Annotated in this window: 27 protein-coding genes and 2 pseudogenes; 12 read left to right on the forward strand and 17 right to left on the reverse strand. The window is 68.0% G+C overall.

All coding sequences use genetic code 11. The features are described 5' to 3' along the window. Positions 1 to 103: 103 nt before the first annotated feature. Positions 104 to 1,252 (forward strand): alpha/beta fold hydrolase, encoded by a 1,149-nt coding sequence (locus ACIBX3_RS43855; protein ID WP_397126548.1) that lies wholly within the window; start codon positions 104 to 106, stop codon positions 1,250 to 1,252. Here the strand turns inward: ACIBX3_RS43855 and ACIBX3_RS43860 are convergent. Beyond that, the gene (locus tag ACIBX3_RS43860) at positions 1,143 to 2,087 is read right to left on the reverse strand and encodes a transposase (RefSeq protein WP_397126549.1); all 945 of its coding nucleotides are present in this window, start codon (positions 2,085 to 2,087) and stop codon (positions 1,143 to 1,145) included. The two genes, ACIBX3_RS43855 and ACIBX3_RS43860, sit on opposite strands and share 110 nt — an antisense overlap. A gap of 520 nt (positions 2,088 to 2,607) precedes the next feature. Here ACIBX3_RS43860 and ACIBX3_RS43865 point away from each other — a divergent pair. Both ACIBX3_RS43865 and ACIBX3_RS43870 read left to right on the forward strand, forming a co-directional pair. Beyond that, positions 2,608 to 2,760 (forward strand): hypothetical protein, encoded by a 153-nt coding sequence (locus ACIBX3_RS43865; RefSeq protein ID WP_397126550.1) that lies wholly within the window; start codon positions 2,608 to 2,610, stop codon positions 2,758 to 2,760. 114 nt (positions 2,761 to 2,874) lie between these two features. Then, entirely contained in the window at positions 2,875 to 3,087 is a 213-nt protein-coding gene (locus ACIBX3_RS43870) for a hypothetical protein (protein ID WP_397126551.1), read from the forward strand. Positions 3,088 to 3,270: 183 nt separating this feature from the next. Here ACIBX3_RS43870 and ACIBX3_RS43875 read toward each other — a convergent pair whose 3' ends face one another. From ACIBX3_RS43875 to ACIBX3_RS43895, 5 genes are all read right to left on the reverse strand, one after another. Next, positions 3,271 to 3,879, reverse strand: coding sequence for a DUF4386 domain-containing protein (locus ACIBX3_RS43875; RefSeq protein WP_397126553.1), 609 nt, complete (start codon positions 3,877 to 3,879; stop codon positions 3,271 to 3,273). Next, entirely contained in the window at positions 3,876 to 4,244 is a 369-nt protein-coding gene (locus ACIBX3_RS43880; RefSeq protein WP_397126554.1) for a DUF4386 domain-containing protein, read from the reverse strand. Before ACIBX3_RS43880 ends, ACIBX3_RS43875 begins: the two co-directional genes overlap by 4 nt. Next, entirely contained in the window at positions 4,241 to 4,363 is a 123-nt protein-coding gene (locus tag ACIBX3_RS43885; RefSeq protein WP_397126555.1) for a hypothetical protein, read from the reverse strand. Before ACIBX3_RS43885 ends, ACIBX3_RS43880 begins: the two co-directional genes overlap by 4 nt. Positions 4,364 to 4,483: 120 nt before the next feature. After that, a complete protein-coding gene (locus ACIBX3_RS43890; protein WP_397126556.1) occupies positions 4,484 to 5,227 on the reverse strand; it encodes a DUF4386 domain-containing protein in 744 nt (247 codons plus the stop codon). Positions 5,228 to 5,399: 172 nt separating this feature from the next. Further along, complete coding sequence (locus ACIBX3_RS43895) at positions 5,400 to 5,759, reverse strand: hypothetical protein (RefSeq protein ID WP_397126557.1); 360 nt, start codon at positions 5,757 to 5,759, stop codon at positions 5,400 to 5,402. 537 nt (positions 5,760 to 6,296) lie between these two features. On the opposite strand from ACIBX3_RS43895, the gene ACIBX3_RS43900 reads away from it, so the two are divergent. Then, positions 6,297 to 6,848 carry a hypothetical protein gene (locus tag ACIBX3_RS43900; protein ID WP_397126558.1) on the forward strand — a complete coding sequence of 184 codons (552 nt, stop codon included), beginning with the start codon at positions 6,297 to 6,299 and terminating at the stop codon, positions 6,846 to 6,848. Between the two features lie 276 nt (positions 6,849 to 7,124). On the opposite strand, the gene ACIBX3_RS43905 is transcribed toward ACIBX3_RS43900, so the two are convergent. Then, positions 7,125 to 7,505, reverse strand: a complete 381-nt coding sequence (locus ACIBX3_RS43905) for a RidA family protein (RefSeq protein ID WP_397126559.1) — start codon at positions 7,503 to 7,505, stop codon at positions 7,125 to 7,127. Next, positions 7,442 to 7,756, reverse strand: coding sequence for a hypothetical protein (locus tag ACIBX3_RS43910; protein ID WP_397126560.1), 315 nt, complete (start codon positions 7,754 to 7,756; stop codon positions 7,442 to 7,444). Before ACIBX3_RS43910 ends, ACIBX3_RS43905 begins: the two co-directional genes overlap by 64 nt. A gap of 299 nt (positions 7,757 to 8,055) precedes the next feature. Between ACIBX3_RS43910 and ACIBX3_RS43915 the strand changes: the two genes are divergently transcribed. Next, positions 8,056 to 10,644 carry an ATP-binding protein gene (locus ACIBX3_RS43915; RefSeq protein ID WP_397126561.1) on the forward strand — a complete coding sequence of 863 codons (2,589 nt, stop codon included), beginning with the start codon at positions 8,056 to 8,058 and terminating at the stop codon, positions 10,642 to 10,644. A gap of 35 nt (positions 10,645 to 10,679) precedes the next feature. Here ACIBX3_RS43915 and ACIBX3_RS43920 read toward each other — a convergent pair whose 3' ends face one another. Beyond that, complete coding sequence (locus ACIBX3_RS43920; protein ID WP_397126562.1) at positions 10,680 to 11,546, reverse strand: hypothetical protein; 867 nt, start codon at positions 11,544 to 11,546, stop codon at positions 10,680 to 10,682. Between the two features lie 397 nt (positions 11,547 to 11,943). Further along, a complete protein-coding gene (locus ACIBX3_RS43925; RefSeq protein WP_397126563.1) occupies positions 11,944 to 13,941 on the reverse strand; it encodes an ATP-binding protein in 1,998 nt (665 codons plus the stop codon). 696 nt (positions 13,942 to 14,637) lie between these two features. Here ACIBX3_RS43925 and ACIBX3_RS43930 point away from each other — a divergent pair. Then, positions 14,638 to 14,844, forward strand: a complete 207-nt coding sequence (locus ACIBX3_RS43930) for a cold-shock protein (protein WP_375134007.1) — start codon at positions 14,638 to 14,640, stop codon at positions 14,842 to 14,844. Positions 14,845 to 15,131: 287 nt separating this feature from the next. Here ACIBX3_RS43930 and ACIBX3_RS43935 read toward each other — a convergent pair whose 3' ends face one another. After that, positions 15,132 to 15,398 carry a MerR family transcriptional regulator gene (locus ACIBX3_RS43935; RefSeq protein ID WP_397126706.1) on the reverse strand — a complete coding sequence of 89 codons (267 nt, stop codon included), beginning with the start codon at positions 15,396 to 15,398 and terminating at the stop codon, positions 15,132 to 15,134. 229 nt (positions 15,399 to 15,627) lie between these two features. Continuing rightward, positions 15,628 to 16,816, reverse strand: a pseudogene (locus tag ACIBX3_RS43940) (IS30 family transposase). Between the two features lie 90 nt (positions 16,817 to 16,906). Between ACIBX3_RS43940 and ACIBX3_RS43945 the strand changes: the two are divergent. Then, a complete protein-coding gene (locus ACIBX3_RS43945) occupies positions 16,907 to 17,071 on the forward strand; it encodes an aldehyde dehydrogenase family protein (protein ID WP_397126707.1) in 165 nt (54 codons plus the stop codon). Between the two features lie 909 nt (positions 17,072 to 17,980). Here ACIBX3_RS43945 and ACIBX3_RS43950 read toward each other — a convergent pair. Beyond that, positions 17,981 to 18,244, reverse strand: coding sequence for a hypothetical protein (locus ACIBX3_RS43950; RefSeq protein ID WP_397126714.1), 264 nt, complete (start codon positions 18,242 to 18,244; stop codon positions 17,981 to 17,983). Further along, positions 18,139 to 18,387, reverse strand: a complete 249-nt coding sequence (locus ACIBX3_RS43955; RefSeq protein ID WP_397126564.1) for a transposase — start codon at positions 18,385 to 18,387, stop codon at positions 18,139 to 18,141. Before ACIBX3_RS43955 ends, ACIBX3_RS43950 begins: the two co-directional genes overlap by 106 nt. A 305-nt stretch (positions 18,388 to 18,692) precedes the next feature. Here ACIBX3_RS43955 and ACIBX3_RS43960 point away from each other — a divergent pair, with 305 nt between their 5' ends. Together ACIBX3_RS43960 and ACIBX3_RS43965 are read left to right on the forward strand one after the other, a co-directional pair. After that, positions 18,693 to 19,100, forward strand: a complete 408-nt coding sequence (locus tag ACIBX3_RS43960; RefSeq protein WP_397126565.1) for a hypothetical protein — start codon at positions 18,693 to 18,695, stop codon at positions 19,098 to 19,100. Between the two features lie 290 nt (positions 19,101 to 19,390). Then, positions 19,391 to 19,981, forward strand: a complete 591-nt coding sequence (locus ACIBX3_RS43965; protein WP_397126566.1) for a dihydrofolate reductase family protein — start codon at positions 19,391 to 19,393, stop codon at positions 19,979 to 19,981. 324 nt (positions 19,982 to 20,305) lie between these two features. Here ACIBX3_RS43965 and ACIBX3_RS43970 read toward each other — a convergent pair whose 3' ends face one another. After that, positions 20,306 to 21,037: a cytidylate kinase family protein gene (locus ACIBX3_RS43970; protein ID WP_397126567.1), complete on the reverse strand. Its 732-nt coding sequence runs from the start codon at positions 21,035 to 21,037 to the stop codon at positions 20,306 to 20,308. 245 nt (positions 21,038 to 21,282) lie between these two features. Here ACIBX3_RS43970 and ACIBX3_RS43975 point away from each other — a divergent pair, with 245 nt between their 5' ends. The 3 genes from ACIBX3_RS43975 to ACIBX3_RS43985 are packed head-to-tail and all read left to right on the forward strand — an operon-like array spanning position 21,283 to position 23,235. Continuing rightward, positions 21,283 to 22,116: a hypothetical protein gene (locus tag ACIBX3_RS43975; protein ID WP_397126568.1), complete on the forward strand. Its 834-nt coding sequence runs from the start codon at positions 21,283 to 21,285 to the stop codon at positions 22,114 to 22,116. A gap of 5 nt (positions 22,117 to 22,121) precedes the next feature. After that, on the forward strand, positions 22,122 to 22,790 hold the full coding sequence (locus ACIBX3_RS43980; protein ID WP_397126569.1) for a polymorphic toxin-type HINT domain-containing protein: 669 nt from the start codon (positions 22,122 to 22,124) through the stop codon (positions 22,788 to 22,790). A gap of 25 nt (positions 22,791 to 22,815) precedes the next feature. After that, on the forward strand, positions 22,816 to 23,235 hold the full coding sequence (locus ACIBX3_RS43985; RefSeq protein WP_397126570.1) for a hypothetical protein: 420 nt from the start codon (positions 22,816 to 22,818) through the stop codon (positions 23,233 to 23,235). Positions 23,236 to 23,513: 278 nt separating this feature from the next. Here ACIBX3_RS43985 and ACIBX3_RS43990 read toward each other — a convergent pair. Further along, positions 23,514 to 23,786 (reverse strand): annotated as a pseudogene (locus tag ACIBX3_RS43990) (integrase core domain-containing protein); the annotation flags it as partial. Positions 23,787 to 24,083: 297 nt separating this feature from the next. Next, positions 24,084 to 25,268, reverse strand: coding sequence for a DUF2786 domain-containing protein (locus tag ACIBX3_RS43995; protein ID WP_397126571.1), 1,185 nt, complete (start codon positions 25,266 to 25,268; stop codon positions 24,084 to 24,086). Positions 25,269 to 25,554 lie beyond the last annotated feature (286 nt).

Genomic DNA, 25,554 nt, shown 5'->3' on the forward strand with positions numbered 1-25,554 from the left:
CTCAACGTCCAGGAGAGCAGAGTGCTCACCTACCGGCGGCCACTATCCACCACGGAGTCTGCCGGATGGCTTACTCCCAGAACTCATTAGGAGAGCCCAGTTCATGACCGATCCGCCGCGTACCCCCGCGCATGCCATCCCGGCACGCCTGCCCGCAGCCATCGTCAAGGCAGCCGCCACGATAGCCGGAGGGGCCGCCATGGCCAGCATCCTGTACCAGATCCTCGGCGAACGCGCCGACCGGCGCCGTTTCCCGCCTCCCGGCAAGCTGGTCAACGTGCGCGGCCGGCGCATTCATGTGTGGCTCGAGGGTGACGGCGACGGGCCAACAGTTGTGGTGGCGCCCGGCATTGGCTCCACCTGCCTGGAATGGACGGCAATTCAGCGTCAGCTCGTCCCCCGCCATCGCGTGCTGCTGTACGACCGGGGCGGGCTCGGCTGGTCGGATTGGGTGCCGGGCCAGCGCTCGGCCCCCAAGCTCGCCGACGAACTCCACGCCGTATTGGAGGCGGCCGCGGTACCGGGCCCGTACGTGCTGGTCGGGCACAGCCTCGGCGGGTCGATCATCCGCCTCTACGCCGCGCGTCACCCGGAGCGGGTCGCCGGCCTGATCCTCATCGAATCAACCCACGAGCTGTCCACAGAGAAGATCGTCGAAGAGTTCGGCTGGCGGATGGGCGACTACGATCGGTGGAAACGGGCCGTTACCCGCTATCTGCTGAGGCCGCGCGGAATCGAGCGCGCCCGTGTCCGGCTGCTCGGCCACCGGTACTACCACGACTGGGCCGCCAAAGAGGTCCCCGCCGACCTGGTCGAGACGAGCGTGGCCTTGGACCTGACCAGCCGACGGCGCCGCGCAGTCGTCGCCGAACTGATCGGCAACGGCGCTTCTAGCAAACGCGCGATGGCCGCCGAACGCCGCCACTTCGGCGACTTACCCCTCACGGTCATCACTCGCAGCCCCACCCCGATCGGGGCCTACGGCAGCCACAACGATCCCGAGTTCCTACGTCGATGGATGTCGTTCTGGATGCCCCTGCAGCAGGACTTGGCAGCCCTGGCCAACAACAGCCGTCACATCGTCACGACCAGAGCCGGTCACAGCGTCCACCTCGACGAACCAGACCTGGTCGTAGCTCCCATCAAGGACATGTGCGAAGCGCGCTCGGCGACACAACCTCACGTTGACACCGCATGTGACGCCGGCGGTCCTCAGCGAACGTTACGGAACCTGTCGGGAGTATCACTCTAAGGGCTCTGCCAAGATTCCTGTGGTGACAGAATGTGCTGTTCCATCCACACCCCGCTGCTCTGGATGAGACCGTGAACGGTGTGCAACCGTGACATGGTGAACATGCTCTTCCCGCACCTGGCCGCGGTGCAGATCGAGCAGATCGACCGGCGCCGGCGGCGTCCAGGCCGACGAAGACGGGCCTGCCGTCGGTGGTGATGCCCCAGGCGGCCAGGATCGGCTCGGCCCGGCTGCTGGCCTGGTGCATCTTGAAGTGTGAGGCGTCGAGGAACAGGTAGTCCAGCTCGATGCCGGTCAGGTCGCGCCGGCACCAGGCGTCGTACTCGGCGACGATGGCCTGGCAGATGGTCGAGACCGTGGACTTCGACAGAGCGGCTTCCGGGCCGAGTGCATCGGCCAGCGCCCCTTCTACGTCGCGCACCGACAGGCCGCGCACGAAGGAGGCGATGACCAGCGTTTCGAGGGCGTGGGTGCGGGTGACGCCGGTGCCGAACAGGCGGGAGGCGAATTTCTCGGTGGTGCCGCGCAGCTTGGGGCGGGCGATGGTGATCGGGCCGCTGGTGGTCTTGATCGTGGTCGGGCAGTGCCCGTTGCGGTGGCCGGGCCGCACCACGACATCCTCCTTCTCGCTGTCGGCTGCGGTGACGGTGGCGGCGCGCTGGTAGCGGGCGCGGCCGAGGAACGCCTCGACTTCGGCCTCGACCGCGGTCTGGATGATCAGGCGGGCGCCGAGCCGGGCGACGTCTTCGAGGACCTCGACCAGGTCACGATCAGCGGTGAACAGAGCGTCGATCTCGGCACGGATGGCCTGGATAGGCGATACTCGACGGGTCACGAGCGTGGACTCCTTCGTACGGAACTTGGCGGTTCAGTACGGAACCTACGCTCGTGATCTATTTACACCGCATCCAGGACGCGACCAGCAGGTCGCGTGCGATATCGAGCAGGTCGCTTGAGACGGGACACTGAGTCTGGACACCGATGACCCGTGCATATCCCCAACGAAGCTGTACCAGACAGAGAGTGTGTTATCTACCGGATGTCGGAGAGACCGGTGCCTCCTGCGCAGGTCTCGTTGTTGATGACATCGCAGGAACAGCGCTTCGTTGCTTCGATTGATCACCCTCATGAACGACCAGCGCCTCGCATTTCGCGAACTTCGTCGGGGTTCCGCGGTGAGTGAGTGCAGGTCAGCTGATGACCGTTGTCCGCAGCCCGTGGTCCCGCAATCGCGGCCGACACCAACCTGATCAACCATCGCGGCCGCGCTCAATGAGGCATGCCTGCCGACGGCGATCATCCCAGAGCTGGACACGGGCGGCCGTTACGATTTTGCCTGACGGCTGACCATCGCAATGACCGCGCACCTCAAGGGCGACCCGGCACCGGGAAAACTGTTCTTCTTCGGCGTGGCCATCACCGGGCCGCCCTGGCTGCGCTTCCACGTCGCCGACGCGCAGGCCGCCGCGTGCACAGTGAGGACATCGAAGTCCGCGGGTCGTCCATGACGCACGACTTCACCGTCACCCGGAACCACATGTCGTTGTGCTGAGCGGGCCGTACGGCAGCGGCTGGCCGACGGCGGCACCTGGATGATCGTCGAGCCGTTCGCTGGTGCGAGCGTGGGTGACAATCTCAACCCGGTCGGCCGGGTCTACTACTCGTTCTCGACGTTCCTCTGTGTGCCGAACGCGCTCTCACAGGAGGGCGGCTACTCCCTCGGCGCCCAAGCCGGCGAGGAGCCGATGCGCCGGATCGTCACCGACGCCGGATTCGCCAGCTTCCGGCGCGTCGCCGAGACACCCTTCAACATCGTGTACGAGGCGCGCGCATAGGACATGTGGTGTCTGGGCACGGCTAGGCCAATCCGGTCTGGCCGCGTGACTTTCACACCGGAGCGGGACGGGAGGGATCACATGTGGCTGGCCGGTGTGCTCCGCCAGGTGCGCGGTGCACCACATGATCGAATGGAGAGGTTCAGCGATGATTCGGCAGGCAGTCGATTGACAGTCGGTTGACTACGCCGCTCGGACCCGCGCCGGTTGAGAAGGCTGAGGCAGGGTGAAGCCCTTGGCGAACAACCAGATGGGCAGCACCAGGACTTCGAACAACCCGCCCGGCGCGAGCAAGAGCATGCCCGCTCCCGCGTCCATGTCCAGGACGCCGAGCAGGTCCAGTGGCACTCCCAGCAGCAGCAGGGCGTAGCCGATGAGGCCGAGGACCGCGATCGGCTGCGGGACGATGCGGGAGGCGAACAGCAGGTAGGTGAACACCAGGCCGCCGATGGCTGTGGGGATGTACACCCACAACATCGTGTTGGGGACGGCTTGCAGCTGCGTCAGCAGGTAGATGCCGCAGGTGGCGGAGACCGCGAATTCGATGACCCTCATGACGGGGTACCACAGGGCCAGCTTCTGGTTGAAGTCCTTCAGGATTCGGTACATGAGCAGGCCGATGCCTACCACGGCCAGGCCCGAGCAGATCATGAGCGTGACGCCGGTCGTCAGCGCTGTTTTGTCGGGGTTGCCGTCGATGAAGGCCTGGGTGAGTGTGGTGCCGATCATGGCCGAGATCATCTGGAAGATGAACAGGGCTCCTACCGTGACCGCGATTGTCCGGGGTGTCATGACTGGGCCGTCCTTTCTCGGGGAGGTTCGGCATGCTTGCCCGCCTCTGGCCGGGTGGTCAGCCGGCGGCCGCTGATGAGCAGCCAGAAGATCAGCACCACTTCACCGGCGAAGGTGAACAGCGCGATGTCGAGTGCATAGCCCGGGACCAGCATTAGGCCGAGCCCGTCGGCGAGGTATCCGAGCCCGGCGATCACCAGCAGGATGCCGATCACGCGCGGCATGAAACCGGACCGGTACGCCAGATGGCCGATCAGCAGCAGGTGGAAGGAGAAGAAGACGAGGCCGATGTGCCAGATGGTGGTGAACGCACCCGCCGCGCGCAGGACCTGTCCGGGGTCGTTGAGCGGATCGAGCGCGGTCACGAGACGGCCAGGACGGTCATCAGCAGCAGGGCGATGCCCGCGATCAGGCTGGCCATGCGCATGGACCAGCCGGCGTGGCTCACATTCGCGCCGGGTCTGTCATGAACGATGGTCTTCACGGGTCTCTCCCTGGTCCTCTGGATCTGGAGCACGACCTCGGGCCAGGAGGCCGAGCATCTCGGCGATCCGGGCGGCCCTCCCGGCGCCCGCCGGGGGTCGTCCATGCGGCGGTTCGCGGGTCAGCGGGCGGCGGGCGCGATCGTGGCGGCGGTGAGGGGAGAGGGCTTGAACCCTTTGACGACCAGCCAGAGGCCGAGCGATCCCTCCCACAGGAATATCGGAACGGCCGACATGCCCGACAGCACCGAGACCTGCGGGTAGAGGCCGAACAGCACGGCGGTCGCGGAAAGCAACAGCAGGGGCGCCCCGATGAGGCCCATCACCGGAATGACCCGTGGCACGAGCCGGGCCCGGTACAGCAGGGAGCCCAGCAACAGGGCGTTCACGGCCGGGATGAAGCCGGGCCCGAGCAGGAACGTCCAGTTGTGGATCGCGACGAGCGCGGTGCCGGTGGTGACGAGCGAATCCGTGTCGGCTCCGGCGGCTGCCGGCTGCCGCAGGGTCACGACGGACAGGAGGCTGATGATGCCGGCGACGATGATGGCGGCCTCCAGGACGCGCGCGGCGACGAAGCCGAGCGCGGCGGCCTCGTTGTGCCGTTTGACCACCGGATACAGCACGACCGCGGTGCCGATGCAGGCGAAAGCGCAGATGACCTCCAGGAAGCCGCTCCACAGCACACCGGTGTCCGGGCCGGGCCCGGCGATGAAGCCCGGGTCGTTGAGCACGGGGCCGTAGAGGACGAGCGCGGGAATGGAGGTGACAATGGTGATCAGGTAGAGCAGTCCCGCGACGAGCGCGGTCCTCCTCATCGCGTCCGTCGCGCCTCGTTCCGGCGCCGGGATGTGCACGTTGGTTGCCATGTCGATGCCTTTCGTGGCCGGTCCGTGCCGGACGCCCCTGGCTCGATCCGGCCGCCCCGGCTCCGGCAGTTCTCGCTCTACGAGTGGGGCAGACGCCTGCTCAGGTACTTCTCATGAGCCGCCCCGGCCGCAAGCGGCGGCCGGGGTAGCAGTGTCTCCCGCGGGCCAGGGATTAGGCCGAGACGCCGATCCTCGCGGTGTAGACCACCCGCCCGTTGTTGCCGCTGAAGGAAAGGTCACGGGCGCCCTGGACGGCCGGGCCGATGTCCTGGACCCCGAGGTCGAGATCGTTGGAGCCGCCGCGGGCGCCGTTGCGCTCCCGAAGCCGGACCAGAACCTCGGTGTTGAACGGCTCGTGGATGTTGAGCGTGACGTCCTCGTCGTTCCTGGACTTGTCCAGGCGGTGCGGGCCGGACACGTGCCGCTCGGCCCCGCCGTCGACCTTGAGGTAGACGTCGACCTCGTCGCCGTCCCCTCCGAAGCCGTCGCGGGTCTTGACGCAGTGCAGGTTGGTGATGTCGAGGTGTGCCACAGCGGGCCTCATTCCGGTGAAGGGAACAACCCTGCCCCCGCTTGATCAAGAGGGCCGGGCGGTGCGCGGAGATAGATCAGGGTCGCGAAGGCGTGCCAGCGGCGTTGCCGACCATCGACATGGTTCCACTACCTCGCGTGGTAATGACGCAGCCAGGCGATTTCACTCACCCTGCGGTCGTCCCAACGGCCGCCGTTCGGAACGGGCAGCGGGGCCGGCCACGGGCGGACAGCGCCGCGGGCCGAACGCCTGCCCCTTGACTCAACGCCCGCCCCTGCCGGAGGGAAACCGACGATAAGCGAACGATCCATCAGCACAGCCGATAACTGCCGCAGGCTCGATTGGCGGGAGGGGACCCGAGAGCCGGATCGGAGAACGAACGGAAGGCGGCAGGCCTCCGCCCTGACCGCCCTTGTCTACGCCAAAGGACGCAAAGCCCTGGTGAGCTTCGGCACTGAGGCGCGGCCATCGCAGCGCTGTACTGGGGGTGTCGGGCACCGGCTTCGGAGCCTGATCATCCACCCGGCAAGGGGATAGATGAAGACACGCAGGAACGATAGCCGCTCACGAGCCACCATCGTGCGCAGGTACGGCGTGCGCGCGCTGGCAGCGGGGGCCGCGCTGTCCGGCACGCTGCTGGCCGTCGCCGGGCCGGCACACGCCGCCAGCAACGTGGTCGTGACCGGCGGCGGCACGCTGCAGATCATCGCGGGCAACGGGCCGGACAACATCACCGTGTTCGTCGGCGCCGGCGGCCGGCTGCACGTTCGCAACACCCTCGACGTGGTCCCGGCGGTCGCGCCGTGCGTGGCGGCGGGCGCCAACGAGGTGTCATGCCCGGCTGCGGGGATCGTCCGGATCAAGGCGGCCACCAGGGGCGGCAACGACACGCTCCGGAACTTCACCTCCCTGCGCTCCAGGGCGGACATGGGGCGTGGCAAGGACAGGTTCTTCGGCGGGACGGCCAGAGACGTGGTCTTCGGCCGGGCGGGCGATGACGTCCTCAACGGCCTGGGAGGCAACGACGCCGCCAACGGCGGCCCGGGCTTCGACCTGTGCACTGCCGAAACCAGGGTGCTCTGCCCGTAGCGGGTCGGCGCACACGGGGATCGGTCCGGGAGATCGGCCCTTGCGTGGGCTGTGGCGGAGCTTTCCTCAAGGTCCGGCGCTCGGGCCGCCGTCATGGGGCTTGCGGCGCCGAACGGCGGATCTCCCTCGGCCTGCCCCGCTGACCCCACGCGCCGTACCCGGGGAACCTGGACCCGCAGGCTGGGGCGCGGCCGGCCGACGCCGTGCCGACAGCGATGAAGCGGGTCGAGAGTGTCCGGTCCGGCGAAGCCGGAGGGCCAGGGTCAGGTCCAACGATCAGTCAGTGACGGCGACCATGGCGATCGACACCAGAATCCCCGGCCGGTCGACACCTAGCTTGCTCACGCAGCGCGGCGGCCGCACGTCCGGGAAGAACTCGTCGAAGACCTCATTGACGCCGTCGGCGTCTTCGGGGCGCAGGAGCAAGGTGTGGACCATGACAGCGTCGCTCAGAGCAGCGCCGCCGGCGCGCAGGATCGCCTGGCAATTGAGCAGCGACTGGCGGGTCTGCTCCTGGATCGTGGGCCCTGCCAGCTCGCCGGTCGCCACATCGACTCCGACTGTTCCGGCGACGTAGATCGTGTTGCCCGCCTTCACCGCCTGGCTGTAGCTGGGATATTTCGGCGCCTCGGGCGTGGAGATGACTTCTCGCGGCATCGCATGTGCTCCTGTTCTTGACGGGGTCTGTTCTCCTCGGATGAAGCGCTCAGCCGCCGACAAGGCCTGCCCTGACGTCGCCGGACTCGGTTGACCTGCTGGATCACACCACGATCGGGAAGCGGCGGTCCAGGCCGGTGATGTGCAAGCAGTTGGGCCACGCGCGGCGGAAGGCCGGTCAGGGCCAGCGTGATGCCCCGTGCCCGGGCACGGCCCTGCACGCCGACCAGCACGCCCAGCCCGCCTGCCACGCAGAAGGTGACCTGGGACAGATCGGGGCTTGAAACCCAGGAACAGCCGTTGGCGCTGAGATTGATCTTGGACGGAACGTGACGCCCGGTTTCGATGCGTGATCATCGCCGAACCCCCATCTGTTCCGCTCCGGCGTGAAGGGCGTCTAGGCGACCCCGCCGGATGCTCCTTGGTCTCGTCGCGTGAGCTTTCCCCCCAGTTTTAGTGCGGCCCGGCCGCTTCGGCTTCGGTGCCGGTTTACCTAGGCCGGGCCACGGCATCACCCATATCGGGACGGGCGGATGCCAGACTGTGAGAAGTGGGCAACGCGATCCTGGAGCGAGAAGACGAGCTGGCGGCGCTGGGCAGCTCCGTCCGCGACGCCGGCGACGGATCCGGCACGGTGGTCCTCATCTCCGGCGAAGCAGGGATCGGGAAGTCGAGCCTGGTCGAGGCCATCCGCGGAGTGCTGCCGGCGGAAGGCAGGCTCCTCATCGGCTACTGCGACGACCTGGTGACGCCGCGGGTGCTCGGCCCGTTACGGGATCTCATCGGCAGCGTCGGCACGGCGTTGACCCGGGCGCTGGAGCTCGGTGACCGGGGCGAGGTGCTGGAAGCCCTGCGCGACGAACTCGGCTGGGCCAACCACCCGACCGTGCTCGCCATCGAGGATGTGCACTGGGCCGACGAGGCGACCTTCGACGTGCTGCGCTACCTCGTCCGCCGGGCGGCGCAACTACCGCTGGTCCTGGTGCTGACCTACCGCGACGACGAGCTGAGCACCGACCATCCGCTGCAGCAACTGCTCGGACTGGCTTCGCGGGTCGGGCCGGTCCGCCGGCTGCGTCTGGCCCGGCTCACCGAGTCCGCGGTGCGCCGGCTGAGCGCCGCCGCGAACGCCGATGCCGATGAGGTCTTCGCGATAACCTCGGGCAACCCGTACTTCGTCACCGAGGTCCTGGCCTCAGGCGACGCGACGACGGTGCCGCTCACGATCGCGGACGCCGTCCAGGCCCGGACAGCGCATCTCGACCCGGCCACCTTGGAGATCCTCGAACGGCTCGCCGTCGTACCGTCGGTCGTACAGCGCTGGCTCGTTGAGGCGCTCGTACCGGAGGGTCCGGCGGCACTCGCCCCGGCCGAGCAGCTCGGCCTGATCGCGGTCACGCCGAGCCGGGTGGGCTTTCGCCACGAGCTCACCCGGCGCGCGGTGGTGGGCTCGATGCCGGCCGCGCGCCGGATGGCGGCCAATCGCAGCGTGCTCGCCGCGCTCATGGCGCGGCCGGGAACCGACGTGTCCCGGGTGGTGCATCACGCGGCCCAGGCGGGCGACAGCGCCGTCATCCTCCAATACGGGCCGATCGCCGCCCAGGAGGCGTCGGCGGCCGGGGCGCACCGGGAAGCGGCGGCCCATCTGCGGCTGGTGCTCGACCAGCACCCGATCCTCGAGCCACGAGCCGAGGCGGAGCTGTGGGAGGGCTTCGCCATCGAGTGCTACACCATCGACGCTCCGGCCGGCGACGCGCTGGCGGCCCAACGCAGGGCCGTCGAGCTGCGGCGCGGTGACGACCCGCGTGTCTACGGCGCCTCCCTGCGCTGGCTGTCACGGATCTGCTGGTGGGCCGGGGACCCGGACGGGGCGGATACGGCGGCCGACGAGGCGATCGCCGTCTTGGCCGCCGCCGGCGACGACGACCTGCTGGCGATGGCGCTCAGCGGCAAGGCGCAACTGCACGCGCTGGCGGGGCGCAACGCCGAGGCCGTCGTCGTGGCCGAGCAGGCCATCGCGCTCGGCAAGGACACGCCCGCGACCCTGTCACACGCGCTCAACAATCTCGCCATGGCGCTCTGGGGAACCGGTGACGCCCGCGCGCGTTCCTCCATGGAGGAGAGCCTGCGGATCGCGCTGGCCGCCGACGAGCCGGAACACGCCTGCCGGGCCTACGTGAATCTCATCCTGTACTACCTGGAACTCCTGCATCTCGACGACGCCAGGCGGCTGCTCCCCGAGGGCATCGAGTTCGCCGAGCGCTCCGACTTCGTGATGTTCACCCGATATCTCCAGGTGGCGTTGGGGGCGTTGCATTTCGCGACCGCCGAATGGGATCAGGTCGTGTCGGCCGCGGCGTACGCACTCGACAGCTCCCCGCCGGTGCGATGCGCCGCGGTGACGCTGATCGGCCGTACTCGGCTGCGGCGCGGCGAACCCGGTGCGGTGGAGACGCTGCGTGAGGCGTGGCAGATCGCGCTACCCCTGCGCGAGTGCCAGTGGATCGGCCCGGCCGCCGCGGCGCTGGCCGAGGCGGCCATGCTCGCCGGCGACGCCGGTGCCGCCGCCGCGGAATTGACCGAGGCCTACGAGCTGGCCGGCCGGTTCGGCACGGCCGCCATCCGGGCGGAGCTGGCCTACTGGCTGGGCCGGGCGGGCCGGCCCGTCGGCGGGGAGGGGCTGGACCATCCGTACGCGCTGCTCGCCGACGGCCGCTGGCGCGAGGCGGCCGAGACGTGGCGGGCGGCCGGTTGCCGGTACGAGTACGCGGCGGCCCTGGCCGACAGCCCCGAGACAGAGGACCAATTGGCGGCTCTGGTTCTGCTGGACGAGCTGGGTGCCGAGCCGCGTGCCCGGCTGGTCCGGGCACGCCTGAGAAGTCTCGGCGTGGCCCGGATCCCGCGCGGTCCGGCACCCGCGACCAGGGTCAACCCGGCCGGGCTGACCGAACGCCAGAGCGAGGTCGTCCAGCTCCTCGCTCTGGGCATGACCAACGCCGAGATCGCCGGCCAGCTCGTCCTCTCGGTGCGCACCGTGGACAGTCACGTCGCGGCGGCGCTGGACAAGCTCGGCGTCCGCACCCGCAGGGAGGCTGTGACACGCGCCCGCGACTTGGGCATCCTCGACCTGCGGCGATGAGCAACGTGCCCGCCGCCGCAGGAGATCAGGTCAGGTCAGCCGGTGGGAATGAAGCACTGTGCCAGGGCGACCAGCTTGGTGTCGCGGATGCCATGGGAGTTTCCGCTGGCGACCCAGCCCTCGGCGCCCGGGAGTGAGTCGAGAATCCTTCCCTGCTGTTCGGTGCCGTCGGACTTGGACAGGTACACGCCGCCCGAGAGCATGGTGTATCCCGGCTGGCACGGAACGTGGACGATCTCCTCCCTGGCGTTGATGGGGAGCGGGATGTTGGCCTGCTCGACATGCGCATCGCCCAGCGGTGCGCACTGCGTGGTGATGACGAGCTTCTCACTGAGACTCCCCGAGAAGACCTTCATGGTCCAGCCGGTGCCGTCAGCGGTCACCGTATTGGAGTACATCGCGTTGCCTTTGGTGCTGAGGGTTCCCTCCGGAGTCCGTAAGGAGCCGCCACCGCCGAACGCGCGCATCCCGGACGGGCAGGTCACCACGCCCCGGCGATTGCCCCGCGCGTCGGGGAAGAAGTTCTGCGTGAGTGAGATCCATCTGGACGAGCTCAGGCCGGGGACTTGGGCCGTCGGCAGACAGCCGACGACGATCTCCAGGAAGGCCCGGTTGGCCGTACTTCTGAGACGGCCGACGGCCTCCGCTCCCGAGAAGTCCGGGAGCGGGGTGATGGCGGCGATGCCGGCGTTGCCTGCGGCGGAGGAGACCATCCGGGTGCCACTTGGGCAGAGCGCGGTGCCGCTCACCACTGTGTTCGGCGCGCCGGAGAGGACGCGCTTGATGTATTGGATCTGGAATGCCGCGGCCGCCGATGAGGCCGGGGCGGCGGAGGCCTGGCCGGCGACGAGCATTCCTGCGGCCGCGACCACCGCCGCAAGGACGGTACGAACAATGTTCATGACGCTTCCTTCAGGGTCGGCACAGCGAGTTCATGCCGCGAAGGGAGTTCAGCACTTCGGTGCTCTGGTCAGGCTCTTGTGAGGGGATTCGCTGAACGACATATCGCAACATGACCCGCTTCTATACCGGCGAGTCTGCGGCCGACGGACAGGTGCGACATCGGTAACCGCTACCGAGATCGGCCCCGGCGGCCACTGACAGCCAGGCCGTCCCCGGAGGCGCCGACGACGAGCACGTTGCTCATTGATCACCTCAGCGACGACGGGCCGGGACTGCCGACCTGCCGAGGCGGGAGTGGCGCCGGCTGCGCGCGCCGATCGGCTACCGACCAGAACCCGGACGGGGGCCGGCGTGCGCGGCCTGTGGCTGACCGGCGAGCTCGGCGTTCATCGGCGTTCATTGGCGATCGTCGTTGCTGATCGCATATGCCACCGCGGTGTGGAGATCGAGTTCGGCTCCGCGGCGGAAGGCGGCGGCGAACGCCTGTTGTCCGAGCCCTTGGCGGGCGCCGCTCTCGCAGTCCTGGTGGGAGTGGGTGTGGTAGGGCAGCAGGGTGGGGGCGAAGCCGATCTCTTGCCACAGTGCGTCGGCGGCGCCCAGGAGGCGGGCGGCGCGCTCGTGGGCGTGGCGGGCTTCGGCGGTCCAAGCCAGCACCTCCAGCGCCTTGGCCAGCGCCCAGTGGTCGTTGGCGGCCATCCATGGCGCGGTGGCTTCCTGGATGAGTCTCTCGGTCTGGCGGGAGTCGCCGTGTTTCCAGGCCGCGATGCCGATGAGGAACAGCGCGTACGCGCGGAACAAAGGCGCGTCGTGGACATCGCACAAGGCCAGCAGCTCACGGCCGAGCGCCGCGGCGGCGTCGGGATCGCCGGCGGCGCAGAACGTCGCGGCGAGATAGAGGTTGAGGCCGACGGCGTCGAGATCGCCAGCCGCTCGCTGGCGTGCGCGCGCCGCCTCCATCAGGGCCAGGCCATGGGCGGTGTTGCCGGCCGTGAGCTCGGCGATGCCGGCCGTCATGGCGGCGTATGTCCGGCCTGTCTCATCTGCCAGCTCCTTGGCCAGGGCATGACACTGGCTGAGCCGTGCCGTGGCCGCGACGGGATCTCGCTGGTAGATCGCGAGCAGGGCGTCGACCCACAGTGCGGTGATACGCGTCCGGGTCGGCGCCGACGCGAGGTCGAGGCCATGATCCAGCCAATGCCTGCCCTCGGTCAAAGCCCCGGCCAGCAGCCAGAAGGCTCCAAGCCGGGCGGCCATGTCCAGGCCGCCTTCGGCCGAGGCCGGCCTGCTGTAGCAGAACTCCAGAGCGGTCCGCACGTTGGGCAACTCGGCCTGCAGGATGCGGAAGCTCTCGAGCTGGTCGGGGCCGAGCCGGTCGATTGACTGCCGTTCGGCCAAGGACCGGTAGTGAGCGCAGTACCGCTCCCGCAGCAACTCCTCATCGTGGGAGGTCAGGCGTTGACGCCCGTAGGCGCGCAGGGTGTCCAGCAACCGGTAGCGCATGCCTGTCGCCGACGGCCGGGCCGACAGGATCGAGTGGTCCACCAAGGCGGCGATCACGTCGACGATATCCTCGGCGGCGATGCCGGCACCGGAGCACACCTGCTCGGCCGTCTCTAGATCGACGCCACCCGGGAAGACCGAAAGGCGCCCCCATAGCCGCTGTTCGGCAGGTGAGCACAGCCGGTAGCTCCAGTCGATGATGGCACGCAGGCTCTCGTGGAATGCGGCGAACGGCGATGAGCTGTGGCCGGTCAGGCCGGTGCTGTCGTCCTCCAGCTCCCGCTCGAGCTGCTCAAGGGGGCAAGCACGCAGGCGCGCCGCGGCCAGTTCGATGGCCAGCGGGATGCCGTCCAGCCGCCGGCAGATGCGGGCGAGTACCGCAATGGTGGTGGCATCGATCTTCAGGCCGACCTGGGCGGCGGCAGCCCGCTCGATCAGCAGCCGCACCGCATCACTGCGGGCGATCTCGCGCACCGGCGCGTGCTGGTCGGCGTACGGCAGCGGTTCGATCGCCAGCACCTGCTCGCCGAGCACGCTCAGGCGGTGCCGGCTGGTCGTGATGACGCTCACGTGGGGAACGGTGCTCAGCAGCCACTGCGTCAATTCCGCGCACGCCTGCGCCAGATGTTCGCAGCCGGCCAGCACGAGCAGCATCCGCTTGTCGGCCAGGTACTCTGCGAGCTCCGGCCGTAGCGGCCGGTCGAGGTCCCGCACTCCCAGCGCGGCGGCCACCGCCGGGGCGAGCAGATCGTCATGCGTGAGTGGGTGCACTTCCACGATCGCCACGCCGTCGCGAAACCGCGACCGCAACGTGTGGGCGGCGTGCAACGCCAGCCGGGTCTTGCCGACCCCTCCCGGACCGGTCAGCGTCAGCAGCCGCGTTCTCGGCACCAAGCGCCGAACATCGGACATCTCACGTCGACGCCCGACGAAAGTCGCGCTTCCGGCCGGTTTTCGCACCCGGCCAGTTGAACCAGGCATCTCCCTGCCAGCCTACAACGCGCGTTCCACCTGGGCATTTACCGCGACATCAATCCGCGGGAAGTGGGCGGCGGCCGTCGTGGTCTTGTTCCTCTTCCAGGGCCGGGGCCACGATCGTTATCCAGGTCAGCCGCCGGTCCCACCCGTACACTGCGCCGCGAACTCCAATCCTGTCGCCTGGTCAAACGCGCCGCCGCGGTCGAAGGTCGCCTCGCCGAACGAGGCGCCGGCGTTGAAGGCCGCCCAGGGGGAACTGGGCGTCGCCGTTGAAGGTCAATCACTCCGCCGAACCTGGCGTAGTCGTCGAAGGTCGCCCTGGCGAACTCGGCCGAGGTGCGGGGTGGTGGCGTGGGCGGGAGTGCGGCGCCTCGCGGAACGCGACTCATCCAGGCGGATAACGGCCGCGGTATGCGTACCACGCGTGCACGTGTGCTAGATTAGGCGCAGTTGCAGTTGTGGTACCCATAAAGAACTTGTGTGCACCTGACGGTATGTAGCCTCAGGTGCATTTTTTTGTTTACCGGTCTTCTCCGGGTGTGGGCCTATCTCGGCGACACGGAATTCGTGCAGTGCGGATTTCGGCTTTGCACCTATCAAGAGGAGATCAACATGGCTGCTGGCACCGTGAAGTGGTTCAACGCGGAAAAGGGCTTCGGCTTCATCGAGCAGGACGGCGGCGGCGCCGACGTCTTCGCGCACTACTCCAACATCGTCTCTCAGGGCGGCTACCGCGAGCTGCGCGATGGCCAGAGGGTGGCCTTCGATGTCACCCAGGGCCAGAAGGGCCCGCAGGCCGAAAACATCGTCGCCGCCTGACAAAATAGCGCCACGGCAGGGCTCGCACCTTCACAGGGTGCGGGCCCTGATTCGTTTCCGGCTGCTGTATCGCCGCCCGCACGAGAATCGGCAGCACGGGAGGTCTACCACAGCCGCACAGCTCCTTGAATGCCAGTAATCGACAGCGTGTGAAACGTCATCACGCCTGGTAGGAGGCCACGAATCCCGGGAGATGCGAGGCTGGCGGCAACAAGCGCGACCAAGTCGCCACGCTGCACAGCAAGACCCGGTCAGCTTCGGGCTGCCGGGTCTTCTCACCGCCGGTGTCAGTCCCCGGCCGCGCGCTCGCGTTCGTATGCGGCGTTGATGCGCAGCGCCTCGGCGAGCTGGTCTTCCAAGATGATGATCCGGCAGGCGGCTTCCACGGGAGTGCCCTGATCGACGAGTTCCCGGGCACGCGCGGCCAGGCGGAGCTGGTAGCGAGAGCAGCGGCCATGGCCGCTGCTGGAGCGTTTCGGCTCGATCAGATGCGCTACGCCCAGGGCCCGCAGGAACGTCGGGGTGACGCCGAGCATCTCGGCGGCCGTGCCCATGCTGTAGGCGGGGTAGTCCTCATCGTCGAACCGGTCGTCGGCCGTGACCGTGAGTTCGGCCGTATCCGTAATCCTGCCGCGAGTGAGCGTGTCACCCTCGGCAGCCGAGCGACGTTGATCCATACATTCCTTTCTCATCACGCGCACAGGGGCCCCGGCGCCTGTTGCGCCGGGGCCCCGAAGAGTCCAACAGGCGGATTCGAGTGATCATCGCAACGGTGACGGACAGTCATGGTGCCAGACCTTCATAGAAGACGTCAGCGGGCGTTCGCCAGCCGAGCGTTTTCCGGGGACGGTTGTTGAGTCGTTCCTCGATGGCGCGTAGGTCTGCTTCGGTGTGAGCCGACAGGTCGGTGCGCTTGGGAAAGTACTGGCGGAGCAGCCCGTTGGTGTTCTCGTTGCTGCCGCGCTGCCAAGGGCTGCCTGGATGGGCGAAGAAGACGCCTTCACTCAGGTAGGGGGCGATCTGATCGTGACAAGCCATCTCCGCTCCCTGATCCCAGGTCAGCGTTAACCGCGCGGCCGGCGGCAGACCGTCGAGGACAGCGATCAGGCCATCGCGAACGGCCTGCGCGTCGTGACGAGCCGGCAGCGGGACCAGGCGCAGGTAACGGCTCTTGCGGTCGACCAGGGTGGCGATCGCGGACTGGGTTCAGCCGCCCCGTGATCAGGTCTCCCTCCCAGTCCCCGACTCGATGGCGGAGCTCGACGACGACGGGCCGCTGGTCGATGAGCAGCGCGGGCGCGATGAACCGCGGCTGACGCTGGTCGGGTCGGCGGCGGCGTTTGCGCAGCGGTCGCCCGGTGCGTAGCCGGCGGGTGAGGTTGCGGCTCAAGCCGCCCTTGCCGCCGTGGTAGAGCGCCTGGTAGATCGTCTCGTGGCAGACGTGCCAGCTCGGCCGGTCTGGCCACGCGCTGCGCAAGTACGCGGCTATCTGCTCAGGACTCCAGTCCAGCTCCAGCTTGGCCTGCACCTCCGCGCGGAGCTGCTCGTCTTCCAGCAGCCGCCCCTGACGCGGGCGCCGGGCCCGTTGCCGGGCTCGTGCATGGGCCAAATCACCGTCGTAGATGCCCCGGTCGTGCGGGAGCGTATTGCGCCGCAGCTCGCGGCTGATAGTCGACGGGGAGCGTCCCAGGCGGTCGGCGATCGCGCGTACCCCCAGGCCCCGCGCTCGCAAGGTCGCGATCCGCTGCCGCTCCAGCAGCGATAAGAACCGGCTCGATCGGGCGCTCTCAGCCAGCCGCGCCGGCGGTAGACCGCCGTTCTCCGCCCGCCACCGGTATCCGGTCTTGCGCCCGATTCCGACGGCTCGACACGCCTCCACCGTTCCCACGCCGGACAGCACCAGCCGCCAGTACTCCGATTCCACGTCCAACCTGCGCTTGGGCCCTCGCCTCGCCATCAACACGCCCTCCATGATCAGGTGTGTTGCGACAAGCACTAGAACCCGAGCGTCGTCAGGGGGTCAGAATTCGGCCGTCGTTGACACCGACGACAAGCGCATGCGATCGAGTTCGCGGAAGGCACGCGGTTCGGCCTCATCGCGCGCGCGTGGACCGATGACAATGCGCGCTTCGAGAGCGTCGCGCGACGGCTTCGCGTCGGGGGTGTGATCCAGAGCGACGCTCCGACGGCGTGGGACGCCCCGTTCTGCGGGGTCGAACACTCATAGGTACGGGCGCGAGCGCGGTTCTACGGCGTCGAAGAAATACCTCGTTCCGAAGTCTCTTCAGCGCGGAGGCTCGAAGGGCTGACACCACGGTGGTGATTCGCCTAGTCGGCGGAGCGCAAAAGCATTGCCTCTACCTCGGGACCGGCATCGGTCGTGCAGACGTACGTGTGCCTTCCGGTCGCTGGATCAACGTAGTACAGAGTCGCACGCTTGCCGCATCTTGAGCACCAGGCGTCAGGCCCGCCACCGAGTTCGGCCAGGCCGACCTTGATCTCTGGGATAACAAAAGCCATGCGGGAAGCGTAGATCGGCATGGTCAAGACTTCCGTGATGACAGCGCGTCCTGCGGAATCTATGCCCGTAGATTGTTCGACACGGGGGTGACGGGCCCGCCGGTGTCATGCCGCCGGTGGTGAGGAAGATCCGGCCGGGTCGTGAGGTGAGATCCGGGAGGACTGGGCGAGACGAATAGGGCTTTCACCATTCCCGGCTCAGGGGTGACGCCGAAGGCCCGGTTGAATGGTGCGTCGTTCGCGAAACCCCACCGGGCGCCAATGGCGTTGAGCGGGATGTGGCCGAGCCGCGGATTGGCCAGGACGCGGTGGCAACGGTCCAGCCGCCGCAGGAGCGCCTTGGCGTCCCGAACGCGGTGTTATCCCTTGCAGCTCCGCGTGGTCCGCCCCACACGGACGGCGCAGGGTGGCAGCTGGAATAGCAATGATCGAATAGGGTGTCGGCCGTGCTCGGTGCGTGCTCGGTGCGTGCTCGTACGCCCCGTCACGTGGCGTCAGGGGTGGGCACCTTCTAGTCCGGAAATCAGCCTAGTCCGGAAATCAGCGAGTTAGCGGGCAGGCGGCAGCGGACCCCGGCGTATGGTGGCGCGCCAGAGTTGGTGATCAGCTCAGTTGGTCAGGCGACTGGTTCCAGGGTGACTCGGTAGCCCAGGGCTTCGAGTTCGCGGATGTGCTTGCGTTTGCGGTGGTCGGTGCTGATGCGTTTGTCGTAGAAGTCGGAGCCCAGGTCGATGAAGTGGGTGTCGGGGTCGGACAGCAGGTGCCAGACGATGGTCAAGATGGAGCGGCCGACGGCGACGATGGCGCGTTTGGGGCCGCGTCGGCGGGCGATGCGCCGGTAACGCTCGCCCAGGAAGGTGTCGGTCCGGCCGGCCACCACCGCCGCCTCCCGAGGACGCGGGCCAGGTAGGGGTTGCCGTGCCCGGTCGCGCCGCGGCCCTTCTTCTTGCCCGCCGACTCCTTCACCCCGGGCGCGAAGCGGGCCCAGGAGGCCAGGTGCCCAGGGGTGGGAAAGCGGCTCATATCCCACAGTCATTAGGTTCGAATCCTGCAGGGCACGCTTACCTGGCCAGACAAAACCCAGGCCTGACCTGCGGTAACGCCTGCCCGCCGACGCTCGGCGTGTGCCACGGTGTGCCAGCCTCGGCCCGCACGTGCCGCCGCTCGCGGAATATACGCGGAATGATCTCGCCGTCCGTGGCCGCCTCTTGCGCGGGTGGGGCCAAGTGACGGCGGTTGGCGCGGCTTGTGAGGAAGAGGCGTCGACCGGCACGCCCGGCGGTGGCGTCGCGCCTTCTTCCAGATCGTTTCCACGGGGATATGTGCAGGTGCCTCGTTCGCTGCTGCGCTCGCTTTCGCATGGCGCCCTGGCGGTGGCCGCGTGGGCGATGTACGAGACGTTGATGCCCCGCGCCCTGGGTGGTGGTCGGGCTCCGGCGTACGCGCGGCGCTGCTGGGTGGCCGAGGCGCTGGGTGTGAGTCCCGCTTCAGCCGCGCTAGTGCGGCAGAGAAGATTGTGCGGGCGCGCCGCCAGTGCCGCCCTGCAGTTGCCGTCGACGGCGCGCGAGTGGACCGAGCAACTCGCCGCGCTCGCCCGCCAGTTGAAGGACGGCGGCAAGCTCGCAGACGAGCACTGGCACCTCGGTTACCTGTACGGCACGCTCGCCGACGCCGTCATCGCGCTCGGCAACGCCCACCCCGGAGGCCTCGACCGGCTCCAGCCACGCCGCCGCTGAAACGCGTCGACCGGGCCTCGATACGGCTGATCATGCCGGAGCAAGATAGTAGACAAGACAGTCAAAACCGAGGTGAAGAACCCAGGTATCGCTACGCCGATACGACCATGCCGACCATGATCGGATGCAACGTGTCCGGTCCGCGCGAACCTTGCGACGTCCCGACCTACGTTGCGAACGATCGTGCAATGTCCGGAAAACCTTCGACAGGAGAGATGTCGGCTGTCCGGTCCGGGGCGCCGGCTCCGACGTCACGGGTAAATCAGGTCTTCAGAAGGGAACCACAGGCCATGGGCAAGGTGATCGCGAGCGCGACGGTCTCGTTGGACGGCTTCATCGCCGACGAGTCGGACCGGGTGGGTCCGCTGTTCGACTGGTACAACAACGGGGATGTCCCCTTCAATGGCGGCGACCCGGAGCGGGTCTTCCACGTTTCGGCCGCCAGCGCCGCGTACATGGAGAAAACCTGGTCGCAGATCGGAGTGGCGGTGATCGGCCGTCGCCTGTTCGACCTCACCAACGGCTGGAACGGCCGACCCGCAGCGGGCGACGCCGTCTTCGTGGTGACCCACGAACCGCCGACGGACTGGCCGTTCCCCGACGCGCCGTTCACGTTCGTCACAGACGGCCTGGCAAGTGCGATCGCCCAGGCCAAGGTCGCCGCCGGAGACAAGGACGTGTCGCTGACCGGCGGTGACCTGCTGGGCCAGGCCCTGGCCGCCGGTCTGGTGGACGAACTCCAGGTTGACCTGGTCCCAGTGGTGTTCGGCAAGGGCGTACGGTTCTTCGGTGCGTACGACGGTCCACCCGCACTCCTCGGCAACCCGGAGATCGTCCAAGGCGACCGCGTCACCCATCTGCGATACGACGTCCGTCGATAGCGCGCCCGGTGAAGGCACCGCCGAGGTCTCGCTCCACAGGATCAAGGCGTCGGCCACGCGGTCGCGCGGGCTGATGTACCTATGCAGCTGCGATGTACGGGTCCGCCGAGTTGCCGAAAGATCTTGGGCTGAGTTTGCCCGATCGGCAGACTTCGGTTCCGCCGTGAAGGGGCTGGGGCCGATCGCCGCCCGGTGGCTCGTTCCTCACCACCGGCCACCGAGCCGGGCGGTTCTCGTGCGTCGCGGTGACCGAGGGAACCGAGCACGAGGAGCGAGCGAGCGTCGAGCTGTGTAGTCGAGCGAGGTGCCGAATTGGAGCAATTGTCAAATCCTGTGTATCGATGAGTGTGGTCGGACTTCCCAGGTCGGCCGTTGGAGTTGATCGTTGTACACGATGATGTCGGCGTGGTCGGTTGGGCGGGCTGTGGCGAAGTAGAGCTGTTGGGAGGGGATATAGCGGTTGCGCCAGGACCGTTCGATGTCGGCGGTGTCGGCGGTGTCGGCGGTGTCGGCGGTGTCGGCGGTGGATCCGGCCAGCGCTGTGCCTCGGTCCCGGGCGCGATCTACCGTCTGCTCGAATGGGACGGACACGAAGATGCGCAGGTCCCACCGGTCGATGAGTTCTGGGCGCAGGAGGAAGACGCCGTCGAAGAGCAGTACGGCGTCTGCGGGGGCGGTCGTGGCCGGCGGGGACGATGGGGTGTCGGTGTCTCTGTCGTAGACCGCGTGTTGGAACCTTCGGTCTCCGCCTGGGCCCAGCGGATCGAGCAGGACCCGGCACAGCGCGGCGTGGTCGTGGGCGTCGAAGTAGCAGCCTTCGGCCGAGTACTGGCCGCGTCGGTAGCGCTGTGCACGGGGGAAGAGGAAGTCGTCGATGGTCGCGCGGATGACGTCGCGGTCCTGCGCTCGCAGGACGACGGCGAGCTCGTCGGCCAGCGTGGTCTTGCCGGCGGCGGGCGGCCCGTCGATGGCGACCCGCAGCGGGTGCGCGGTCGTGACGGACATGATCGCCTCGGTCAGCCGACTGATGAGCTCGCCGCGGGTGCCTTGGTCCATTGCTGCCTCTCTCACGATGTCTCTGTTTAGCACCGCACGTCAGGCTGCGGTCGTCGGGCTCGCGTTCGACGAGGACGCCTCGTTCGAAGCGGGCTCCGGCGCGGACGAGGCCGACGAGGTGGGGGACAAAGTTCGTCGTCTTCTCCAAACAGGTGAACGCACGCGCACGAACCCCGCTCGCGCCGGATCCCGTTCCGAGTCACACGACGCTCCGTCCCGCCCGAACGATCAAGCACACCTAGGCATTGCAACCTGATGGTTCTGTTCGTGCATGCACAAGCCCGCGCGCGGCAACGGCCAGATCAAACGCGTCCTGGACCACCGACTGGCTCTCCCGTGTCACCACGCAGGCCAAGGCGGACACCTCCACCCCGGACACCGTCCAGGACGACCGCTACAGCTACACCACCGCCGGCAACGTCACCCGCGTGCTGGACGCCGCCTCGGCCATCCCCGGCACCACCGACGGCCAGTCCGAATGCTTCACCTACGACGGACTGCGCCGTCTCAAGACCGCCTACACCACCACCGCCGGCACGTGCACCGGCACCGGCGACGCCCAGGGCATCGACCCCTACAGCCAGGCCTACACCTACGACAAGGTCGGCAACCTCACCACCCTGACCGACAACGGCCAGACCGCCACCTACACCTACCCCGCCGCCGGGGCCGACGCGGTCCGTCCGAATGCCGTCACCAGCATCACCAGGCCGAACGGCACCGACACCTACGCCTACGACAACAAGGGCCAGCTCACCGCCCGCACCGTCGCCGGCAAGCAGGCCACCTTCGACTGGGACCCGCTCGGCCAGCTCACCCAGGCCACCATCGACGGCCGGCAGACCGGCATGCTCTACGACGCCGCCGGCGAACGCCTGATCCGCCGTGACCCCGACGGCAGCACCCAACTCGCCGTCAACGACACCACCGGCACCGTCAGCCGCGAACGCTACCTGCCCTTCGGGCAACGCCGTGGCGCGGACGACCTGCCCTTCACCGACCGCGGCTTCCTCGGCAAGACCGAAGACGCCTCCACCGACCTGACCTACCTGGGAGCCCGCTACTCCCGAAGACGGTGACCGCGTTGATCACCAGCGAGGGACCCAAGAACATCGTGCAGGTCTCGGTGGACGGCGCCGGCGGCAGGGAGAGCATCGAGGCCACGGAGACGCATCCCTTCTGGGTCCCCGTGGAAGGCAGATGGGCGGAAGCCGGCGAGCTACAGCCGGCGCAGCGGCTCCGGACGAGTGCCGGAACCTATGTGAAGATCGCGTCCGTCGCGAAATGGTCGGCCAATGGCCGGCGCGTCCACAATTTCACGGTCGCGGACTTCCACACCTACTACGTGGCCACGGGATCCTCGGACATCCTCGTCCACAACCACGCCTTGCTACACGGGAGTCTCACGGCAGGCGCAGGATGCGCATGTCAAGGGGACGAGGCAGTACGACGAACGAATCCGCAACGGCACGCCGACCTCGACGTTCAACAGCCGAGCCGAGCCGAGGCGCACGCGTACGCGGAGTTCGCCTGGAAGAACGGAACCCCGGTGCCGGGCCGTCCGAACGTAAGAGACTGTGAGTTCGGCAGGCCGGTCGGTCGCGGGCCGAACGGGGGCTGGCAGACCAAGGTGCGCGTACACATCAACGGGCAGGACGGGTGCACGCTCACCCGAAGGGGAAGGAATATCTCAATTGATGGCGGGAAGGAGGATCCCGGGCGGTCGGACCGGCCGTCTCGGAGCCTTTCGTGAATGCCTTCTCCGATCCTACGGAGATTTGGCGGACCCGAAGCGGCACTTCGTCGCGGAAGTGGTGGCACGACAGCCATACGCCGACATCCTGACGGGCTTGGCGGAGAGCGGAGAGGTCAACGACGACACGGACGTGAATTGCGACGTCTCGTTCACCTACATCGCCAGGCGCCGGAGATATCTGACGGTTCGCCTTTCCATGGTGGGGCCGTACGCGGCCATTCTGTCGTCAGGAGCCGACGGGCTGAGTCCCTTCCACGTCATCTCGGCACGTGACCAGTGTGAAGACGCCTCGGAGCAGGCCGTTTTCGACCTGATTGACGAGAGCGGGTTCAAAATTCTCTCGGACGGGGAGCTGCGGGAGAAGGTGCCGATCCGGCTGAGGAAGGGCGGCCCGATCAGTACCATTTACGCAGCGTTCTTCGAACCAGACGGGCGCATTTGACATTGTCCGCGAAGGGGCTCACGCCAAGACGCGTGAGCCCCTTCGCACTGCCCGGTCGAGGGCTGAGGGCGACGGCTGAAAACTGGATCAGGCACACCTTCCGTGAACGCTTTTCATCCTCACGCCGCCTGCGCAACTCGGTGATTCTGCAGGACGGCGATGGCCTTGCACAGGTGGCCGGCCTTGGACGGGCTGCAACGTAGCTTGCGGAGGATCTTCCAGCTCTTCAGCTGGTCGTTGGCGCGCTCTGTGCCTGCCGGTAATTCCATCCATGCTGGTCAAGCGGCATGTGAGTATTCGTGGAGGACGCCGCCGAGCCGGTCTCGTCGGCGTATGTTCAGGTCGGTGATTCGTCCGGGATCGGTGATCGGGTCCGGGACGGGACGCAGTGGAGCCGCTTGGTTCAGGGCTTGGTGGGCTCGGTGCTGGTTGTAGAAGCGTTCGTACTCGCGCAGGGCGTGCCGCAGGTGGTGTTCGTTCCAGACGAGGCAGCGGTCGAGAAGCTCGTGGCGGCAGGACTGCACCCACTGCTCCATGATGGAGTTCATCCGCGGCGTAGCTGCACCGCGAAATGCCGGCTGCCGTGCTCGTCATCCACCGACAGGTGCGAATGCCGCGTCCTTCGCTGGCGTCCGGTCCCGGGATCGGCACAACGGCATCTCCTGCTGACCTGCACATGAGCCATTGCCATCTGCGCCACCTCCACATCCCACCGTCAACGACGGCAGGAGCAGGGGCGAGAGCTTCTCAAGCTCAGCATTCAGCCTTGTCTTGTCGGATCCGTGTCGTCGCGTTCTTGGATGGCTGCCGCTGGGGAAAAGATATCCCCAGCATGAGGGATACAGGCGCTAGCGGTCTCGCGCCCCGAGGTTGGCCTGATCGGCGGCGGTACGGCCGGCCGCCCAGCCCTCCCGATCCCAGGACGTGCGGACCGCGTGCGAGACCAGGTTCGGGAACATGCGCTCGACCGCCTGCTCCACCTCCTGTTCGCGGGCCGCCAGCACCGGCACCAGGTCGGTGCCGCGGCTGGCGCTCTCCTGCGAGACCGCACCCGCCGTGGCCTCGGCGAGCCGCTCCCCGATCCTGGAGGCGAACGCCGACAGGAACGACTGGCGGAACGTCTTATTCCTCGATCGGCCGGTGCCGTGCTTCTTGGTGCCCGAGTTCACCAGCGCGGTCTGCGCCTGCACCAGCAGCGAGGTGAACAGCACCTCCACCCAGGACAGGTCCGCCCAGAACCCCAGCACAGTGGCGAACCCCAGCTCCTTCGACCAGATCACCCGGCACCTGTTGGCCTCGGCGATGAGGTCGAGCAGCACGGCCTTGGGCTGCTCGTACGGCGCGTCGATGCCGACCCGGATGCCCGCCGGGGTCTCACCTCCGCCTGGCTGCGCGTCCAGCATCGCCGCGTCGATGCTGTACTTCGCCATCAAGCTCTGCGCCGCCGACGTGAACGTCTCCGCCTCCGCCTCGTACGTCGTCGACTCCGCCTTGGCAAGCAGCGCCCGCACCCGCGCGAACGTCTTCTCGCTGACCGCGTGCGAGCGTGCCTGGACCGTACAGCGAGCGGCCCCGGGCCGCGGGCTCAACGACTCCAGCCGCGGCAGCCCGGTCAGCAACCCCAGCAGCTCCAGCCCACCGGAGACGGTCACCAGTCGGCTGGCCCCGTCGCGTGCCTGCCGCGCCGCCAGGTAACTGCCCTTCCACCACACCGCGGCCTCCAGGCCGGCGAGTTGGTCGCGCCAGCGCTCATCCACCGTGGCCGGCGCATAGGCCCGCATCTCCCAGGCGATGAGGTCAGCCGCCGCCCGCCCGTGCCAGTCGGTCAGCCGCCTGGCCGCGATCCTGACCACGTCGGCGGGCTGCCAGCCGTTCCGCCACAACCCCGAGATCGCACGGGTCACAACCTCCACCAGCACGCGATCGGCGTCGTCCCGGTCGGCCAGGAAGGCGGCGGCGGAGTCGAAGGCTGCCTCATCCTCGCGGGCAAGGGCCTCCATCGCCGCGCCGATCAGCTCATTAGCCTTACTCACACGTGCCGTCCACCTTGAGGAAAGTCCGCCAGAACCCTACCGCGACGGAGCCTCGTCCCCTGCTCGCCGGCGCGGTGGAAGGCGGCGAGGCCCTGACCGACCCCGGCTGACCCGTCTACCCTGACGATCAGGGCCGAGCATATTGGGCGTCCCATGGCAAGCGACCCGTGCGCGCAGGTGTACCGCTCGAAACCGGCCGTGTGCAGGATCTCCCACACCGTGGAGGCCGCGATCGGGTAGCCCAGGCGAGCCGGCTCGCCCTGGATGCTCCGGTGCCCCCAGGTTG

Source organism: Nonomuraea sp. NPDC049480 (genome assembly GCF_044465905.1).
In the GTDB taxonomy this organism is placed as follows: domain Bacteria; phylum Actinomycetota; class Actinomycetes; order Streptosporangiales; family Streptosporangiaceae; genus Nonomuraea.

Coding starts and splice junctions, on each gene's coding strand:
- ACIBX3_RS43905 (WP_397126559.1), bottom strand. CDS start 7,505: ATGCCGCGAGAAGTCATCTCCACGCCCGAGGCGCCGAAATATCCCAGC.
- ACIBX3_RS43930 (WP_375134007.1), top strand. CDS start 14,638: ATGGCTGCTGGCACCGTGAAGTGGTTCAACGCGGAAAAGGGCTTCGGC.
- ACIBX3_RS43865 (WP_397126550.1), top strand. CDS start 2,608: ATGACCGCGCACCTCAAGGGCGACCCGGCACCGGGAAAACTGTTCTTC.
- ACIBX3_RS43965 (WP_397126566.1), top strand. CDS start 19,391: ATGGGCAAGGTGATCGCGAGCGCGACGGTCTCGTTGGACGGCTTCATC.
- ACIBX3_RS43890 (WP_397126556.1), bottom strand. CDS start 5,227: ATGGCAACCAACGTGCACATCCCGGCGCCGGAACGAGGCGCGACGGAC.
- ACIBX3_RS43875 (WP_397126553.1), bottom strand. CDS start 3,879: ATGACACCCCGGACAATCGCGGTCACGGTAGGAGCCCTGTTCATCTTC.
- ACIBX3_RS43970 (WP_397126567.1), bottom strand. CDS start 21,037: ATGGACCAAGGCACCCGCGGCGAGCTCATCAGTCGGCTGACCGAGGCG.
- ACIBX3_RS43920 (WP_397126562.1), bottom strand. CDS start 11,546: ATGAACATTGTTCGTACCGTCCTTGCGGCGGTGGTCGCGGCCGCAGGA.
- ACIBX3_RS43955 (WP_397126564.1), bottom strand. CDS start 18,387: ATGAGCCGCTTTCCCACCCCTGGGCACCTGGCCTCCTGGGCCCGCTTC.
- ACIBX3_RS43935 (WP_397126706.1), bottom strand. CDS start 15,398: ATGGGCACGGCCGCCGAGATGCTCGGCGTCACCCCGACGTTCCTGCGG.
- ACIBX3_RS43900 (WP_397126558.1), top strand. CDS start 6,297: ATGAAGACACGCAGGAACGATAGCCGCTCACGAGCCACCATCGTGCGC.
- ACIBX3_RS43855 (WP_397126548.1), top strand. CDS start 104: ATGACCGATCCGCCGCGTACCCCCGCGCATGCCATCCCGGCACGCCTG.